This is a genomic window from Neorhizobium lilium (genome assembly GCF_004053875.1).
GTDB classification, from domain to species: domain Bacteria; phylum Pseudomonadota; class Alphaproteobacteria; order Rhizobiales; family Rhizobiaceae; genus Neorhizobium; species Neorhizobium lilii.
Genome location: NZ_SBIP01000002.1, coordinates 272384 through 289931, shown reverse-complemented (window position 1 = coordinate 289931; position 17548 = coordinate 272384). Strand labels below are relative to the sequence as shown.

The window sequence follows — 17548 nt, the reverse complement described above, 5'->3', positions numbered from 1 at the left end:
TACAATGACGATCAAGCTGCAGAAGCCTGATATCACCGAGCTGAAGCCTCGGATTACCGTGTTCGGCGTCGGTGGCGGCGGCGGCAACGCCGTCAACAACATGATCACGGCCGGGCTCGAAGGCGTCGATTTTGTCGTCGCCAACACGGATGCTCAGGCTCTGACCATGACCAAGGCCGAGCGGATCATTCAGATGGGTGTTCAGGTCACTGAAGGTCTGGGCGCGGGTTCGCAGCCGGAAGTCGGTCGCGCCGCTGCCGAGGAGTGCCTGGACGAGATCATCGATCACCTGCAGGGCACGCATATGTGCTTCGTCACGGCCGGCATGGGCGGTGGCACGGGCACGGGTGCGGCTCCGGTCGTCGCTCAGGCTGCCCGCTCGAAGGGCATCCTGACCGTCGGCGTCGTCACCAAGCCTTTCCACTTCGAAGGCCAGCGCCGCATGCGGCTCGCTGAAATGGGCATCAACGAACTGCAGAAGTCTGTCGATACGCTGATCGTTATTCCGAACCAGAACCTGTTCCGCATTGCCAATGACAAGACGACCTTTGCGGACGCCTTCGCCATGGCCGACCAGGTTCTCTATTCGGGCGTTGCCTGCATCACCGACCTCATGGTCAAGGAAGGCCTCATCAACCTCGACTTTGCAGACGTTCGCTCTGTGATGCGCGAAATGGGCCGCGCCATGATGGGCACGGGCGAAGCATCCGGTCCGGGCCGCGCCATGCAGGCCGCCGAAGCTGCAATCGCGAACCCGCTGCTCGACGAAACGTCGATGAAGGGTGCACAGGGCCTGCTGATCTCCATCACCGGCGGTCGCGACCTGACGCTGTTCGAAGTCGATGAAGCCGCAACCCGCATCCGCGAGGAAGTGGATCCGGAAGCCAACATCATCCTCGGCGCGACGTTCGACGAATCGCTGGAAGGCCTCATACGGGTTTCCGTCGTCGCCACCGGCATCGACCGTATGGCTGCCGACCTCGACCTGCGGGCCGCCGAAATGCGCGCGGCGCAGAAGCCGATTATCCGTCCTTCCGCGGCCGTTGCTTCGGCTCCGGCCGCAGTTCAGCCTGCCCCCGTCATGCAGGCACCTCTTTCGCCGGCCCCCAAGGCCGTAGATCCGATCGCAGAGACCATTCGTCAGGCCGAAGCGGACATGGAGCGCGAACTCGCAATCCCGCAGCAGCAGCCGATGACCCAAGTTCACCAGCCGGTCATGCAGCAGCCTGTAATGCAGCAGCCAGCAGAGGAAACCTTCCGTCCGCAAAGCCGCATCTTCGCGTCTGCCCCCCCGGAAGCCCAGCCGCAGGTCCAGATGCGTCCGGCCGCTCCGCAGCCGGCTCCGGCCCATCACATGCAGCCGGCTCATCAGGCTCCTGTCATGAGCCAGCCTGCACCGCGGGTGTCCCAGCCCGTCTATCACGAGCAGGCCGCTCCGTCGATTTCGCCCGTCATGGCACCGGTACGCATGCCGAAGGTCGAGGATTTCCCCCCGGTCGTGAAGGCCGAGATGGATCATCGCGCACAGCCCCTCCAGCATGTTCAGGAAGAACGTGGCCCGATGGGTCTCTTGAAGCGGATCACCAACTCGTTGGGTCGTCGCGAGGAAGACGATGTCGCTGCCGCAGAACCGGCAGCACCGGCACCTGCTCCGCAGCAGCGTCGCCCGCTCTCGGCAGAGGCAAGCCTTTATGCGCCGCGCCGCGGTAATCTCGACGATCATGGACGCGCTGTCCCACAGGCGCATCATGAAGACGACCAGCTGGAAATCCCGGCCTTCCTGCGTCGTCAATCCAACTGAGTTAACAGACGTCATCAAACGTGAAGGAAGCCCGGATCACCAAATCCGGGCTTCCTTCGTTTAGGGATTTGGACGCCCGTCTCGCAGACGTGATATGGGTGTCGAAATCGTCAATTATTCCAGATATTTGCAGCGCTTGATAAGCGGGCGGTAGGCTTTGCCGTACGAGGTGTTTCGAAAGCGCCTAAGACGTAACAATCCGAAACGAACAGTGATTTGGAATGACTCGGAATGCTGCGTATGTACGACAATAACAGACGCCCGGAATGCCATCGATTTTTAGGATCGGCGACCAGGTGCTCAAGAATTCCGGATCTTTGTCCTTAAAAGGTCCGGCGAAAAGAAGGCATTTGGAATGAACATCGGATTGCTCGGTTTCCAGACCACCATCGCTGCTCCGGTTAGCTTGACCGGCACCGGCGTTCATTCGGGCGCTCCTGTTGGCATTACCTTTCAGCCGGCGGAAGCAGGAACGGGCGTGCTGTTCAGCCGCAATCTTCCCGATGGCACTACCGCTGAATATCGCGCCGTTTCGGCTCAGGTCGGCGCGACCGATCTTTGCACCGTTCTCGGCCTGTCGCCAGCCCGCTCCATTGCGACCATCGAGCATGTCATGGCTGCTCTCTATGCGCTCGGCATCGACAATATCGTTGTCGAGACCGATGGCGGCGAAATGCCGATCATGGACGGCAGTTCCTATCCTTTCATCGAAGCGATCGAGCAGGTCGGCATCGTCAATCTCGGGATCAAACGCCGGTATATCCGCGTCGTGAAGCCGGTTCGCATCGAATCCGGTGCATCCTGGTCGGAGTTCCGCCCTTACGATGGCACCCGATTCGAAGTGGAGATCGATTTTGCGTCGCCGCTGATCGGCCGGCAAAGCTGGAAGGGCGACCTGACGGCGGAAGGCTTCAAGCGTGATCTGTCCCGCGCCCGTACCTTCGGCTTCATGCGCGATGTCGAACGCCTCTGGGCAGCCGGTTATGCGCTGGGTTCGTCGCTTGAGAATTCCGTGGTCATCTCCGATGACGATACGGTTGTGAATATTGAGGGCCTGCGTTACAAGGATGAATTCGTTCGTCACAAGGCTCTGGATGCCGTGGGCGATCTGGCTCTCGCCGGTGCGCAGTTCATCGGCTGCTACCGCTCCTATCGCGGCGGCCACAAGATGAACGCCAATGCGCTCAAGGCGCTGCTCAGCGATCCATCGGCCTACGAAGTCGTCGAGGCACCGTCCTCGCGGACAGTTCGTGTCAGGGCAGGGGAGTTCGTTCCGGTCACCATGGCCGAATGCACTCCATGGTTTGCATGAAATTCGATCTCCAGGTCCAACTGAGCCGCTTCCTCATCGAAGCGGCTTTTCTTTTTGTTCGGCTCCGATAGCGGCAGCCAACGCCACAAAAATGCGTTAATGCGCCACCATTGCGTTGCTCTGCCTTTGCTTTTATGGCTAGAACGGCCTGCCTGGAGAGGGTGGGGTTACGCGGGACGGATCGGGAACTGTCGAATGACTTATGCGAAGTCTGTAGGAATGCGTAGAGTGGCACGGATTGCGCTCGTCTCGTTGACATTGGTCGGCGCCGGCTCGGGGCTTACTGCCTGCCAGTCCGATCCAGACATCGACATCACCAAGCTCGGCGTTGAAACCGATCCCCCGGAAACGCTCTACAATCAGGGCCTCGCCAATATGAAGGCCGGAAAGATGGCGGAGGCCAGCAAGAAGTTCGATGCCATCGATCGCCAGAGCCCATTTACCGACTGGGCCCGCAAGGCGCTGGTAATGAGCACCTTCACCAAATACCGGATGGGCGCCAACGACGATGCGATCAGCACCGGCAACCGCTATCTGAAGCAGTATCCGCGTTCCGACGATTCGGCCTATGTGCAGTATCTCGTCGGGCTGTCCTACTCCAAGCAGATCGCGGACGTGACGCAGGATCAAAAAGCAGCCGGGAAAACGATCGATGCCATGACCGCTGTGGTCAAGAATTATCCCGATTCGGAATATGTCGAGGACGCGCAGGCTAAAATTCGCTTTGCCCGCGACCAGCTTGCCGGCAAGGAAATGCAGATCGGTCGCTACTACCTCGAGCGCAAGGAATATCTTGCCGCCATCCAGCGTTTCCGGTCAGTGGTTGAGCAATATTCCAACACCAATCAGGTGGAAGAGGCATTGGCGCGCCTGACAGAAACCTATTTCGCCATGGGTATCGTGGAAGAAGCGCAGACCGCCGCGGCGGTTCTCGGCCGCAACTATCCTGATAGCCAGTGGTATGCCGATTCCTACAAGCTGCTGCAGAGCGGCGGCGTGGAGCCGCGCGAGAACAAGGGTTCGTGGATTTCGCGTGCCGCGATCAAGCTCGCCGGTGCCTAAAGGACAGGTCGTCGAGGGACCATGCTGATCCAGTTATCGATCCGCGATATCGTCTTGATCGAGCGGCTGGATCTTAGCTTCGAATCCGGTCTCTCGGTGCTGACCGGTGAAACCGGTGCCGGCAAGTCCATCCTGCTCGACAGTCTTTCGCTGGCACTTGGTGGCCGCGGCGATGGCGGCCTGGTTCGCCATGGCGAAGACAAGGGCCAGGTGACGGCGGTGTTCGACGTGTCGGGCAACCATTCCGCCCGCAAGCTGCTGCGCGACAATGGCATAGACGATGACGGCGACCTGATCTTCCGTCGCGTCCAGTCGTCGGACGGGCGCACGCGCGCTTCCATCAACGACCAGCCGGTGAGCGTGCAGCTGATGCGCCAGGCAGGACAGACGCTGGTAGAAATCCACGGTCAGCACGACGACCGTGCCCTGATCGACACCGATGCCCACCGCATGTTGCTTGATGCTTTCACGGGCTTGACCGACGAGGTGCAGCAGCTTTCCGGCCTCTACCGCGCCTGGCGGGACGCTGATCGCGGTTACAAGGCGCATCGGGCCAAGGTGGAAGCGGCCGCGCGCGAAGCGGATTACATCCGCGCCTCGGTGGAGGAGCTGGAAGCGCTTGCACCTGTGGAAGGCGAAGAAGACGAACTCGCCGAACAGCGGGCACGCATGCAGAAATCCGAGCGGATCACTGGCGATATTTCCGAGGCCTCGGATTTCCTCAACGGCAACGCATCGCCGGTGCCGCTGATCGCTTCCCTAGTCCGCCGTCTGGAGCGCAAGAGCCATGAGGCACCCGGGCTGCTGGAAGAGACCGTGGAACTGCTGGACCAGGCGCTCAATTACCTTTCCAACGCGCAGATGGAAGTGGAGACGGCGCTCCGTCGCACAGAATTCGATCCGCGAGAGCTTGAGCGGGTCGAGGAACGGCTGTTCGGACTTCGTGCGGCCGGCCGCAAATATTCCGTTCCTGTCGCCGATCTTCCGGCTCTTGCCGAGAAGATGGTGTCGGACCTCGCCGATCTCGATGCGGGCGAGGAAAGGCTGGGGGAACTCGAGAAGCTGGCCGCATCTGCCAAGGCGCAGTATGATCATGCGGCTGTAGCACTGTCGGAAAAGCGGCGGCATGGTGCCGAAGCCTTGGCGCAGGCCGTGATGGCCGAGCTTCCGGCGCTGAAGCTGGAACGCGCCCGTTTTATGGTGGAGGTCACCACCAATTCGGAATCGGCTACTGCCGAAGGGATAGATACGGTCGAGTTCCATGTGCAGACCAATCCCGGCACACGGCCGGGACCGATCATGAAGGTCGCATCCGGTGGGGAGCTGTCGCGTTTCCTGCTGGCGCTGAAAGTGGCGCTCGCGGATCGAGGTTCGGCGCCTACTCTGGTCTTTGACGAAATCGACACGGGTGTCGGCGGGGCGGTCGCGGATGCGATCGGCCAGCGGCTGAAGCGTCTCTCCGCCAGGGTGCAGGTTCTCTCGGTCACCCATGCGCCGCAGGTGGCGGCGCGGGCAGCAACCCATCTGCTCATCTCCAAGGGGCCGGCCGCCGAAGGCTCCGACAAGATCGCGACCCGTGTCGCCACCATGGAACCGGAGCATCGCACGGAAGAAATAGCCCGCATGCTGGCCGGTGCTTCGGTAACCGACGAGGCAAGGGCGGCAGCGAAACGGCTGCTTGCCGGAAACGGGTAGACGGCACCCTTCCCATCTTCCGAAAAAGCACTACAAAACGACTCCTCTTGTTCGAGGAGTAACCGCATGTCCGCCGAAAAGACGCCCGTCGAAAATCTTGCCGAAGACCAGGCGTCTGCCGAACTTGCGCAGCTTGCCGCCGAGATCGCCCATCACGACGAGCTCTATCACGGCCACGACGCACCGGAGGTTTCCGACGCGGAGTACGACCAGCTGAAGCGGCGCAATGAGGCGATCGAGGCGCGCTTCCCAGACCTCATCCGCGATGACAGCCCCTCCCGCCGCGTTGGATCGGCGCCGCTCGCGACCTTCGCCCAAATCATGCATTCGCGGCCAATGCTCTCGCTGGACAATGCCTTTTCCGACGAGGACGTGCGCGATTTCGTCAACTCCGTCTACCGCTTCCTCGGCCAGTTGCCGGACGGTTCGATTGCCTTTACTGCCGAGCCGAAGATCGACGGTCTTTCCATGTCGATCCGCTACGAGAACGGCCGGCTCACCCATGCCGCCACCCGCGGCGATGGCACGACCGGCGAGAACGTCACCGAGAACATCAAGACGATACGGCAGATACCCAACCGCCTGCCGTCAGGCGTGCCCGATGTGGTGGAGGTGCGCGGCGAGGTTTATATGACCAAGAGCGACTTCCTCGCGCTCAACGAGAAGATGGCTGCGGAAGGCAAGCAGACCTATGTGAACCCGCGCAACACCGCTGCAGGCTCGCTGCGCCAGCTCGATCCGAAAATCACCGCCAGCCGCAACCTCAAATTCTTTGCCTATGCCTGGGGCGAGATGTCGGACATGCCGGCAGACACGCAGATGGACATGGTGGAAAAATTCGCGGAATGGGGTTTCCCCGTCAACCCGCTGATGAAGCGGCTGTTTTCGGTCGAGGACATCGTCTCGCACTATATCGAGATCGGACTGAAGCGCCCCGACCTCGACTACGAAATCGATGGCGTCGTCTACAAGGTGGACCGGCTCGACCTGCAGCAACGTCTCGGTTTCCGCTCGCGTTCGCCGCGTTGGGCGACGGCGCACAAGTTTCCCGCGGAGCAGGCCTTCACCAAGGTCGAGCGGATCGACATCCAGGTGGGACGAACAGGTGCGCTGACGCCGGTGGCGCGGCTAACGCCGATCACCGTCGGCGGCGTCGTAGTCACCAATGCGACGCTTCATAACGAGGATTACATCAAGGGCATCGGCAATTCCGGCGAACCTATCCGGGAGGAGGAGCACGATATCCGCATCGGCGATACGGTGATCGTGCAGCGCGCCGGCGATGTCATTCCGCAGGTACTCGATGTGGTCATGGAGAAGCGCCCAGCGGATGCAATCGTTTACAAGTTCCCGAGCAAGTGCCCGGTCTGCGGCAGCCATGCGGTGCGGGAGGAGGGTGAGTCGGTTCGCCGCTGTACTGGTGGCCTGGTATGTCCGGCTCAGCAGATCGAGCGACTTCGACATTTCGTTTCAAGGGATGCACTCGATATAGAGGGTTTTGGAGATCAGTACGTAGATCTGTTCTTTAGGGCAGGGCTCTTGAAAACTCCGGCCGACATATTCCGACTACATCAACATGACGCCGCCGTTAGAACTGCGATCCTGGGATATAGAGAGCAGCTTCAGCGTGAGCGCGAAGCACGAACCGGAAAATTAAGAAAGAAGGTCGCAGCCGAGGACGCACGTTCGTTCGAAGGTGTGGAAAAGCTCTACTCCTCGATTGAGACACATCGGCGGGTGTCTTTGGAACGGCTGTTGTTCGGCTTGGGTATCAGGCATGTTGGTGAGGTTACGGCGAAGGCACTTGCTAGACGTTACCTCGACCCTAAAAGCCTCATTGAAGCAGTTATGCTGGCATCAAAAGGACGCCCCGGTTCCTCATGGCATGCACTTTCCGCTGTAGACGGTATTGGCGCGATAAAGTTGGACGCGCTTGTACGTTCAGTGTCCTCTGAGGCGCCCGTCGCACTCACACTGTCGGTGGAGAACTGGTTAGCGAACGTCGGGCTAAACAAGAAGCAGAAGCAAAACCTTCTGGACCGGTTCAAGAGCGCTGCAAGTGTGCTTGATGCGGTTCTTGAGGCAAGCCATCAAGCTCCCAACGACGCGTATAAGGAACTAGCTCAGACCAAGGATATTGGAGAAGCGGTGGCAGATTCTTTGATAGATTTTGTCACTGAACAACATAATCGGGATGCATTAGACGATTTGCTTCAGTATCTGGACGTTTTTTATGAGCCGCCATCATCTGATGCCGGACAGCTCTCGGGCAAAACAGTCGTCTTTACCGGCAATCTTGAGAAGATGACACGTAATGAAGCCAAGGCCACTGCGGAGCGCTTAGGTGCACGTGTATCCAGCTCCGTATCCGGTAAAACCGATCTTGTCGTCGCTGGGCCCGGAGCCGGGTCCAAGCTGGCAGATGCTCACAAACACGGCGTGAAGGTTATCACGGAAGATGAATGGTTGGCGATTATCGTTTAGGCAACTGGCCACGTTCAAAGATGCCTAGCCCAATGCTCCTCCGAGACGATTGCTATGGGATGCCCTTTATCTCTCATTTCGCATGCCTGAAGAATTTTAGCGCCAAACGCTGAATGCTTCCAGGAATCTGTCGCATAAACTCCTATAACGAGGGTATTTGTCTTTTTTGTTAGCCCACCTACACCTGCTCCACGCTCTATCATCGCGGCCTCACAATGTTTGCGTTGGCCAAAGTTGAATGTGCCGGTAAAACAGTAGGTTTGGCCCTGAAACCTTAGGTCAGGCGCAGGTTTACATAGGGGAAGCGACGTCGATTTCAGCGTTTCACCAAGTTCAAAATCTCGGTCGGCAAATCGGCTAAGGGTATCAAGTAGTTCCGACATCTCAGTCTGATCAACGACACCGTCAGCCAAGATTTCCGTGACCCTCTTGTAGAGAGTGCTTATCACGGGTTGGTTGCTTACTGCGCCATTGGCTACCAGCCATTTTTGTAAAAACTCTACTTCTTGTTTGTTGATTACTCCGTCGGCAACCAAGCCTCTTGCCAAGCCGATCAGCTCGTCAATCTGCCGACTGGAAATTCGATCATCGCCAAACTTAACAAGTATTGCTTCGTTCATGGAAACCCCTCCCAACAATAGAGTATGAAAGCAAATCAACTCTGAAAAGTCGAGAGGTGGCAATTCCAACACTTACTTTTGCCGAATCAGCCGGTTCCGGTTAGAAGCGGTTCGAGACCATTCGGAACCTTGCCCTTGAAAACCATCGCCATCGATTTCGAGACCGCCAACGAACAGCGCGGCAGCGCCTGTTCCGTCGGGCTTGCCTGGATCGAGGACGGCAAAGTGGTGCGGGTGGAAGAGCGGCTGATCCGGCCGCGTGACATGCGGTTCTCTTCCTTCAACATCGCCATCCACGGCATCCGACCGGAGCAGGTTGAGGATGCGCCGGAATTTCCCCAAGTCATGGACGAGTTCGCGGAGGATTTCCGGGGCGCCACCATGATCGCCCACAATGCCGCGTTCGATTTCAGCGTCTGGCGTTCCTGCCTCGATGCCTATGGCACCAGTTATCCGGAGCTTTCCTATCTCTGCAGCGTCAAGATGGCGAGGCATGTCTGGCCGCAGCTGATCTCGCACAAGCTCAATGTTCTCGCCCAGCATCTCGGTCTCAGCTTCGCGCATCACAATGCCGCGGAAGATGCCGCCGTGTGCGCGCAGGCAAGCATCGCCATGTCGCGATCGCTCGGCACGCAGCATGTGCGCGACATTCCAGCGATGATCGGTATGAAGGTCGGCAGGCTGTTCTCCGGCGGCTACGCCCCCTGCACTCTTCGGGCGAGGTAGTGGTCACGCCGCCTTGCAACACTGCCGCGGCGTCTTATCTCTGTCTGCGGATCATTGACCGGAGTTTGAATCCTCATGAAGCGCTTGAACAGGCTCGCATCGGCCGCTGCCATCTCCCTTGGCCTCTTCTCGACCACTGCCAAGGCGGACGTGGTGGGGGAGGTCGGGGTCGATTGGATGGGCAACGACATTGTCGTGGAGGCTCTTGCCGACCCGTTGGTGAAGGGCGTGACCTGCCACGTCACCTATTTTTCGCGCGGTGTGCTGGACCGCCTGAAGAACGGCAACTGGTTCGAAGACCCGTCCAACAATTCCATCTCCTGCCGCCAGACGGGGCCGATAGAAGTCGGTGACATCAGCCTTTCCAAAGAAGGCGACGAAGTCTTTCGCCAGGGCATGTCGCTCATCTTCAAGACGCTGGTCGTCAACCGGATCTATGACCGCAAGAACGATACGCTGATCTACCTCGTTCATAGCCGGCAGATCACCAATGGCTCCGCCAAAATGGCTGTGTCGACCATACCGCTCTATGGTCAGAACGTCGCCTGGACCAAGGGTAAGCCTCAGCCCTGACCTTGATCGACCCTAGTCGCTATGGAAAGAGCCGGGCAGGTATGCTGTCCGGCTCTTGAGCGGCTTCAACGGACGTAAACGATCATTCCACCATTGCCCGATTTGTCGATCGCCATGACATTTTTCAACTGGACATCGTGACGTATCAGGACTTTTCGCAGGGCTGGATCTTTGCGGATCTCGGTCTGAGCCTGCTGTTCGGTGGAGCGGTCGGGCGTGATCTTCTCGCCAAACAGGCCTATATCGGCATGATCATTCATGTAGATGACTTCGACATTGCCGTTTGATCTGGCAGCGGCTCCCATTTCACGCGCGCTGGCGCCACCGAGAGCTACGGCAGACATCGCGACTGCGACTGCAAGAATTTTCTTCATGATAATTCTCCTATTTTACAAGCTGGCGATCCTCGGAAGACGGTCGAATGAGCTTGCAAGAGAATAATCCGTAAAGCAGGCGTCGCGTTCCGCCCGAAGATTACAAGTTGGACATGATTACCGTAGTTTAATCTTCCGCAACAAACGCGTGTCGCGGAAGATTTAGAACAATAGGGAAGCTGTGGATCAGGCCGCTTCGCGGGCCAGTTCGTCGGCAATGACCGTGTCGAGGTTGAGGAAGCAGACCATGGTCTTTTCCAGCGCCACGATGCCGCGGCAGAAGGCGCGCTGTGCTTCCGGGATGATCTCCGGCGCCGGCTGCAGGTCTTCGCTGCGAATGGTCATCATGTCGGACACCTGTTCAACCAGAAGGCCCACCAGTTTGCCGGCAATGTCGGTCACGATGATTGCCGAACGCTCAGACGGTTCCGTCATCTTCATGCCGAGGCGGCAGGCCATGTCGATGACCGGGATGACAGCGCCACGCAGGTTGATGAGGCCCAGCACATAAGGCGGCGTGTGCGGCATCGGGGTTACCGGAGCCCAGCCGCGGATTTCACGGATGGCCATGATATCGATGCAGAACTCCTGGTCGCCCAGATGAAACGAGACGATTTCAAGATAAGCACCGGACTGCTTGATAGCGTTCGACATGTCAGAATTCTTCCCATTTGTCGGAGGTGCCCGCGGCTTTGGACTTGGTCGGGGCAGGGCTGTTGCTGAAGGCTCCCGCAAGCTTGTTCATGAGGTTCAGTGCGGGGGAGGGTTTGGAGGGAGCGATGGTGCCGGCGGCATCGACAACGCGCAGGCTGGCGGTCCCGCGGATCTGAAAATGGCTGATTAGGTGATTCAGGTTTTCGGCATCGCTGGCAAGCGAATGGCTGGCGGCAGTGCTCTGCTCCACCATGGCGGCATTCTGTTGCGTTGCTTGGTCCATCTGGCTGATCGCAGCATTGATCTCGGTAAGACCCGTCGATTGTTCGCGCGCAGAGGTGAAAATCGCGTGAACATGATCGTTGATTTTCAGGACGTCGTCGCCAATCCGGCTTAGGGACTCGCCTGTGGCCTTCACAAGATCGACCCCGGTGCGCACTTCCGCGCTTGAACGGGTGACCAGCGCCTTGATGTCCTTGGCGGCACCTGCCGCGCGGCCGGCGAGTTCGCGGACTTCCTGTGCGACGACGGCGAAGCCTTTGCCTGCTTCACCCGCCCGAGCCGCCTCGACGCCGGCATTGAGAGCGAGCAAGTTGGTCTGGAAGGCGATTTCCTCCACGACATTGATGATCTTGCCGATCTCGCCTGTAGCATCCTCGATCCGGCCCATGGCGTCCGTCGCCTGGCTGACGACAGCTGCGGACTGTTCTGCGGAACCCTTGGCCTGGGTGACCATCCTGCTTGCTTCTTCGGCACGCGCCGTGGAGCTGCGCACGGTCGTGGTGATCTGGTCGAGTGCGGCCGAGGTCTGCTCCAGCGAAGCGGCCTGCTGTTCTGTGCGCTTGGCGAGGTCGTCCGCCGCCGAGCGCATCTGGTTGGCATTGGCGCCGATCGAGCTTGCGCTGCTGGAAACTTCCGAGATCGTGTGGCGCAGTTGTTCGACCACCCGGTTGAAGTCGGTGCGCAGACGCTCAAGATCCTCCCGGAAGGGACGGTCGATGCTGGCCGATAGATCGCCGTCAGTGAGCCGGTTGAGGCCGCTTGCGAGCGCATCGACCGCGAAATGCAGGGCTTCGGCGTCCGCCGTCTGCCGGGCCTCCCGCTGCTGCCGGTCGGCATCGCCCTGGCTGCGCTCCTCGCCGAGTTTTGCTTCTAGCGATTGCCGTTCCACGACTGCACTGCGGAACACGTCTGTCGCACGGGCCATTTCGCCGATTTCGTCGCCGCGCTCGACGCCATCCACGGGCGTCGCGTAATCGCCGCCGATGATGCGTTGCATACTGGTGCGAACGCCGGCAATGCCGCGGCGGATAGCGCCACCGTGGATCGATTGGAGGATTGCCATGGCGACCATGGCAACCAGCCCGACGGAAAGCTGTACGTAAAGCGATTGAGAGGACAGATCGTTGGCTTCCTGCACACGGTCGTGCGCCGCTTTTGCGCCCAAGTCTGAAAGAGCCGCGAGAACGTCGGCAATTCTGCCTCCCTGGCCGTCGATCGCATCGTCGATCTTGTCGTAGTCGCTTTCCGACGCACCCTGCTCGACCATCTGCTTGAGATCGACCTGAATAGATTTGCCCAATATCGCGATATCGGCATCATAACTGGACATCAGCGCCGGATTGCCGACTTCGGCCGAAAGGGTGTGCAGTTCCTGCGCGCCCGCAGTCAACTGCTTGACGGTATCCGCCATCGTCTTCATCCGCTGCGCATCGACCTGCCGCTCGTCCCGGTCGACAATCGTGTCCATGGCGGCCAGAACAAGTTGAAGGTTGGCGATGCGCAGTTCATCGACCGCATCGGCCTGCTGCTGGATCTCAGTCGCCCGTCCCAGCGCGCGATCAACGGCGACGCCTTCAAACCAGCCGACGACAAGCATCGCCCCGATGCCCGCAAAGGCCGCGCCGCCCAAGGTCCAGAGGCGTTGGTTCAAGGAAAATGTCTTGCGGATTGCTTGGTCGGCCATGCTGATTGCATTCCTTCGCTACCGGATGGAGCGGACGCTTCGTGGGCATGCGGAGGAAGGAGCGGCGACATCATGTCTGCCTGGCTGCAGCACCCGGGGGGATCTGGCCGGCTCAACCGTCCAATATTTCCTCGCCGCAGAGGCGCCAGCCGTCTTCGCCTCTTAAATTTGGCATAGAGCCGTTAAGTATTCGCTAATCCTGTTGCCAATGTTCCAACGCTCCCGGCAGACCTGAGGCATATCGGCGCATCTCCGCCGGAAAAACGGCTTGTTGAATTGCGCGGCGGCTGGGTCGGGTCTATCGGTCTCTTCCAACGAATGACGGGCCTTAAGAGACGCAGTATGAGAGCCTTTAGAACAGTTTTATGGGTTGCCGTTGTGGTGCTTGCCGCCGTGTTGGCCTGGCTGATGCTGGAGGTGAACCGCTCGAAGCAGAATCTGGCAGAAGCACCTTTCGGCGTCCCTTTCCAGCTCGTGGCGCAGGATGGCAAGCTGGTCACGGAGAAGGCATTCCAGGACAAGCCGACGGCTTTGTTCTTCGGCTTCACCCATTGCCCGCAAGTCTGCCCCACCACATTGTTCGAGCTGAACGGATGGCTGCACAAGGTCGATCCTGAAGGCACCAAGCTCAACGGCTTCTTCGTCAGCGTCGATCCGGAGCGCGACACACCTGAATTGCTCGGGCAATATGTCTCCAATGTCACGGACCGCGTCAAAGGCATTTCTGGACCGCCCGAAAAAGTTCAGGACATGATCAAGGGCTTCAAGATCTACGCCAAGAAGGTGCCGGTAGACGAGAAGAACCCGGATGGGGACTACACCATGGACCACACCGCCTCCGTCTTCCTCCTGGACAATGGCGGGCGCTTTGCCGGCACGATCGCTTATGGCGAAGATCCGGCGGTGGCGGAAAAGAAGCTGGAGAATCTCGTCAAAGGCTGATCGCTTTGGCAGTTGAAGAGGTCCACCATTCTATGGCACTTCTCCGCGATCATTGAACGATAGCTGAGAGACCATCTCGTTGAGCGAAATCCGTCTTTACGTCACGTCCACCGAAAAGGGTGCGGCACAGATCCTGGACCTGCTCACGGAAGTGTTCGGGGAAGAGGATGTCGCCATCGCCACAACCGAAGTGGACGAGAAGCGGGACCTGTGGGAAGCCTCGGTCTATCTGATGGCGGAGGACGAGGATCAGGTCCGGCAGCGCATCGCCGACGGTCTCCGCGACGCCTTTCCCGACGCCGATATTCTCATGGAAGTGATTCCCGATGTGGATTGGGTCGCGAAGTCGCTGGAAGGGCTCACTCCCGTCCGAGCCGGCCGTTTTCTCGTGCACGGCTCTCATGATCGGGACAAGGCAAAGCCGAACGATCTCGCCATCGAGATCGATGCCGGCCAGGCCTTTGGAACGGGCCACCATGGAACGACTGCCGGCTGCCTGGAAATGATCGATGCCGTGGTGCGGGCCGATGCTCCGCGCAATGCGCTTGATCTCGGCACAGGCAGCGGCGTGCTTGCGATTGCGGTGCGCAAGCTGCGTAATATCCCGGTTCTTGCCACCGACATAGACCCTGTCGCCGTGAAAGTCGCCAAAGACAATGTGCGCCGCAATGGCATTGCCAGCGGCCTGCGCCTGGAGACCGCGCCCGGATTTCACTCTCCTGCTTTCGAGCAGGAAGGGCCGTTCGATCTCGTTATTGCCAATATACTGGCTCGGCCGCTGATGAAGATGGCACCGCAGCTCGCCCAGCATCTGTCGCCCGGCGGCTCCGTCATCCTGTCAGGCATTCTGGCGGCGCAGCGGTGGAAGGTTCTTGCCGCCTATAACGGCGTTCGGCTTCGTCACGTCCGCACACTCTGGCGCAATGGCTGGGTCACGATCCACCTGCGCCGCGGATGATCCTGTCGAACCGCCGCGTGGATCGAGGATGCAGACGTGGAAAAGGCGGCACTGTGGCCGCCTTTGTATCTGGATTGAAGAGTTCGGTAATACGCCGGACAAACCTGTTCGAACTAGAAAAGATACTGTGTCGCACCCTTGCGGCGAAGTTCTTCGTGGCTCGTGCCGAGGTTTTTCAATGTCGTTGCATCAAGGCTCAGCAGCGCTCCGTTGACGTAGCGTGACATTTGCCGCTCGCGGGCTTCGATCATTCGGTTGAAGGCATTGCGGAAAAATGAATTGGCCATGACTGTGTCCCGTTGTGGTGACAGGCCTTGTTGGACGCCCATCCATGGTTGAAACATAAGCAACTTTGGGTGTTTGAGGCAGTCCAGAAGCCTCACGGGTGTCATGCGTCTGCTGCATGGATTGTTATCCGATTAATCGGTTCCGTCTCCCATTTGCACAATATTACGCCAACGCGGGGTAGACTGGCGGAAACGGGCGGAATTGCGTTAGAGGTAGCGGCAAGCTCCTTGAATCAGTCATCGGAAACAAGCCATGTTCCAGTCCTTCGAAACGAAGTCAGCTCCTCAATTCGGGCGCGAGCGCGTCGAGACCTTGCGTGCCAAATTCGACGATCTGGGCATCGATGCCTTCCTTGTTCCGCGGGCCGATGAGTATCAGGGTGAATATGTGCCGGCCTCTGCCGAGCGGCTTGCCTGGCTCACAGGTTTCACAGGTTCAGCCGGGATCGTGTTGGTAACGCGCCGTGAAGCGGTCGTCTTCGTGGACGGGCGCTATACGACCCAGCTTGCCGAACAGGTGGATAGTGCAGTTTTCACGGGCGGAGATCTGGTGAACGAACCGCCACATGTCTGGCTGCTGCGCCACGGCATAAAGGGCCTGCGCCTCGGCATCGATCCATGGCTGCATGCCGGAGCCGAAGTGCGTCGTTTGCTCAAAGCGCTTCATGAGATTAGTGGCTCGCTTGTCGTTCTGCCGTCGAATCCCTTGGACGAGATCTGGGACGACCGTCCCGCCGAGCCGCTTGAGCCCGTCTCTATCCAGAAGCACGAATTCACAGGCCGCGAGGGCGGCGAGAAGATCCGTCAGATCGCAGCCTCCGTTTCGGAGAAGGGCGCTGCAGCGGTTCTCATCACCGATCCGTCTTCCGTTGCCTGGATTTTCAACATCCGCGGCAATGATGTCCCGCATACGCCGCATCCGCTGTCCCGCGCCATCGTGACGGCGGCAGGCGAGGCGGAGATCTTTATCGATAGCCGTAAGCTCGGGACCGAGCAGTCCAACCATCTCCTTGCTCTGGCCACGCCCCGGGAGCCCTTGGAGCTTCTGGATCGCTTGGGTGTGTTTGCCCGTGATGGAGGCCGGCTGCTTGTCGATCCCGATCTGACGCCGCTCGCGCTCACTAATGCCATCGAACAGGCGGGTGGCGTGGTCGTGGAGGCGACCGATCCGGCAAAGCTGCCGCGGGCCTGCAAGAACCCGGCCGAACTGGAAGGTTCTGCCAAGGCGCATTTGCAGGACGGAGCCGCCATGGTCGAATTTCTCTGGTGGCTCGACCAGCAGGCGCCTGGCTCGATGACCGAAGTGGATGCCGTGCAGGCGCTGGAAAAGGCCCGCGCCGACGTAGGACAAAGCATGCAGAACCCGTTGAAGGATATCTCCTTCGACACGATCTCGGGTGCGGGGGAGCATGGCGCAGTTATCCATTACCGCGTGACGACGGAGACGAACCGCAAGCTGGAAGTTGGCGACCTCTTCCTGATCGACTCCGGCGCGCAATATATCAACGGCACGACCGACATTACCCGCACAGTAGCGGTCGGTGCCGTCGCAGACGACCGCAAGCGCTTCTTCACGCTGGTGCTGAAGGGCATGATCGGCATTTCAGCCGCCCGCTTCCCCAAGGGCACACGCGGCTGCGACCTTGACCCCCTGGCGCGCATCGCGCTGTGGAAAGCGGGCGCGGACTATGCGCATGGCACCGGTCACGGCGTCGGCTCCTATCTGTCCGTGCATGAAGGGCCGCAGCGTATCGCGCGACTTGCCACACAGGAGATTCTGCCGGGCATGATTCTCTCAAACGAGCCTGGGTATTATCGTCCGGGCGCCTTCGGCATTCGGATCGAGAACCTGATCTACGTAAACCCTGCAGAGCAGGTGGATGGCGGAGACCTGCCCATGCTCTACTTCGAGACGCTGACCTGGTGCCCGATCGATCGTCGGTTGGTGCTTGCCGAGCTTCTGGATACGGAGGAACTTGGATGGCTCAACGGCTATCATGCCGCGGTTCGCGAAAAGCTGCTGCCGCTGATCGACAAGCAGCCCGTGCGGGACTGGCTGATTGCAGCGACGGAAGCTATTTCCTGAATTAGGTC

At 59.4% G+C, this 17548-nt stretch carries 15 protein-coding genes; 10 read left to right on the top strand and 5 right to left on the bottom strand.

The features are described from left to right. Positions 1-4: 4 nt before the first annotated feature. The 5 genes from ftsZ (at position 5) to ligA (ending at position 8354) form a co-directional block, all read left to right on the top strand. Positions 5-1801: a cell division protein FtsZ gene (ftsZ, locus tag EPK99_RS07625; protein ID WP_128442454.1), complete on the top strand. Its 1797-nt coding sequence runs from the start codon at positions 5-7 to the stop codon at positions 1799-1801. Positions 1802-2156: 355 nt separating this feature from the next. Then, positions 2157-3113 carry a UDP-3-O-acyl-N-acetylglucosamine deacetylase gene (lpxC, locus tag EPK99_RS07620; protein ID WP_128442453.1) on the top strand — a complete coding sequence of 319 codons (957 nt, stop codon included), beginning with the start codon at positions 2157-2159 and terminating at the stop codon, positions 3111-3113. A 195-nt stretch (positions 3114-3308) separates the two neighbouring features. Then, on the top strand, positions 3309-4175 hold the full coding sequence (locus EPK99_RS07615; RefSeq protein ID WP_128442452.1) for an outer membrane protein assembly factor BamD: 867 nt from the start codon (positions 3309-3311) through the stop codon (positions 4173-4175). A gap of 21 nt (positions 4176-4196) precedes the next feature. After that, positions 4197-5870, top strand: coding sequence for a DNA repair protein RecN (gene recN / locus EPK99_RS07610; RefSeq protein WP_128442451.1), 1674 nt, complete (start codon positions 4197-4199; stop codon positions 5868-5870). A 66-nt stretch (positions 5871-5936) separates the two neighbouring features. Continuing rightward, positions 5937-8354 carry an NAD-dependent DNA ligase LigA gene (gene ligA / locus EPK99_RS07605; protein ID WP_128442450.1) on the top strand — a complete coding sequence of 806 codons (2418 nt, stop codon included), beginning with the start codon at positions 5937-5939 and terminating at the stop codon, positions 8352-8354. A gap of 14 nt (positions 8355-8368) precedes the next feature. On the opposite strand, the gene EPK99_RS07600 is transcribed toward ligA, so the two are convergent. Continuing rightward, positions 8369-8974 (bottom strand): BRCT domain-containing protein, encoded by a 606-nt coding sequence (locus EPK99_RS07600; protein WP_128442449.1) that lies wholly within the window; start codon positions 8972-8974, stop codon positions 8369-8371. A gap of 135 nt (positions 8975-9109) precedes the next feature. Here EPK99_RS07600 and EPK99_RS07595 point away from each other — a divergent pair, with 135 nt between their 5' ends. Together EPK99_RS07595 and EPK99_RS07590 are read left to right on the top strand one after the other, a co-directional pair. Next, the gene (locus EPK99_RS07595; RefSeq protein WP_128442448.1) at positions 9110-9700 is read left to right on the top strand and encodes a 3'-5' exonuclease; all 591 of its coding nucleotides are present in this window, start codon (positions 9110-9112) and stop codon (positions 9698-9700) included. A gap of 75 nt (positions 9701-9775) precedes the next feature. After that, a complete protein-coding gene (locus EPK99_RS07590) occupies positions 9776-10273 on the top strand; it encodes a CreA family protein (RefSeq protein ID WP_128442447.1) in 498 nt (165 codons plus the stop codon). Between the two features lie 65 nt (positions 10274-10338). Here EPK99_RS07590 and EPK99_RS07585 read toward each other — a convergent pair whose 3' ends face one another. The 3 genes from EPK99_RS07585 to EPK99_RS07575 all read right to left on the bottom strand — a co-directional run bounded on the left by EPK99_RS07585 (position 10339) and on the right by EPK99_RS07575 (position 13267). Beyond that, the gene (locus tag EPK99_RS07585) at positions 10339-10647 is read right to left on the bottom strand and encodes a hypothetical protein (protein ID WP_128442446.1); all 309 of its coding nucleotides are present in this window, start codon (positions 10645-10647) and stop codon (positions 10339-10341) included. 186 nt (positions 10648-10833) lie between these two features. After that, positions 10834-11301 (bottom strand): chemotaxis protein CheW, encoded by a 468-nt coding sequence (locus EPK99_RS07580; protein WP_128442445.1) that lies wholly within the window; start codon positions 11299-11301, stop codon positions 10834-10836. 1 nt (position 11302) lies between these two features. After that, a complete protein-coding gene (locus tag EPK99_RS07575) occupies positions 11303-13267 on the bottom strand; it encodes a methyl-accepting chemotaxis protein (RefSeq protein WP_128442444.1) in 1965 nt (654 codons plus the stop codon). A 342-nt stretch (positions 13268-13609) separates the two neighbouring features. Between EPK99_RS07575 and EPK99_RS07570 the strand changes: the two genes are divergently transcribed. Together EPK99_RS07570 and EPK99_RS07565 are read left to right on the top strand one after the other, a co-directional pair. Next, complete coding sequence (locus EPK99_RS07570) at positions 13610-14209, top strand: SCO family protein (RefSeq protein ID WP_128442443.1); 600 nt, start codon at positions 13610-13612, stop codon at positions 14207-14209. Between the two features lie 79 nt (positions 14210-14288). Further along, positions 14289-15167, top strand: coding sequence for a 50S ribosomal protein L11 methyltransferase (locus tag EPK99_RS07565; RefSeq protein WP_128442442.1), 879 nt, complete (start codon positions 14289-14291; stop codon positions 15165-15167). Positions 15168-15280: 113 nt separating this feature from the next. Here the strand turns inward: EPK99_RS07565 and EPK99_RS25265 are convergent, their stop codons facing one another. After that, the gene (locus EPK99_RS25265; protein ID WP_164901730.1) at positions 15281-15454 is read right to left on the bottom strand and encodes a hypothetical protein; all 174 of its coding nucleotides are present in this window, start codon (positions 15452-15454) and stop codon (positions 15281-15283) included. 253 nt (positions 15455-15707) lie between these two features. Here EPK99_RS25265 and EPK99_RS07560 point away from each other — a divergent pair, with 253 nt between their 5' ends. Next, positions 15708-17540, top strand: coding sequence for an aminopeptidase P family protein (locus EPK99_RS07560; protein ID WP_128442441.1), 1833 nt, complete (start codon positions 15708-15710; stop codon positions 17538-17540). Positions 17541-17548 lie beyond the last annotated feature (8 nt).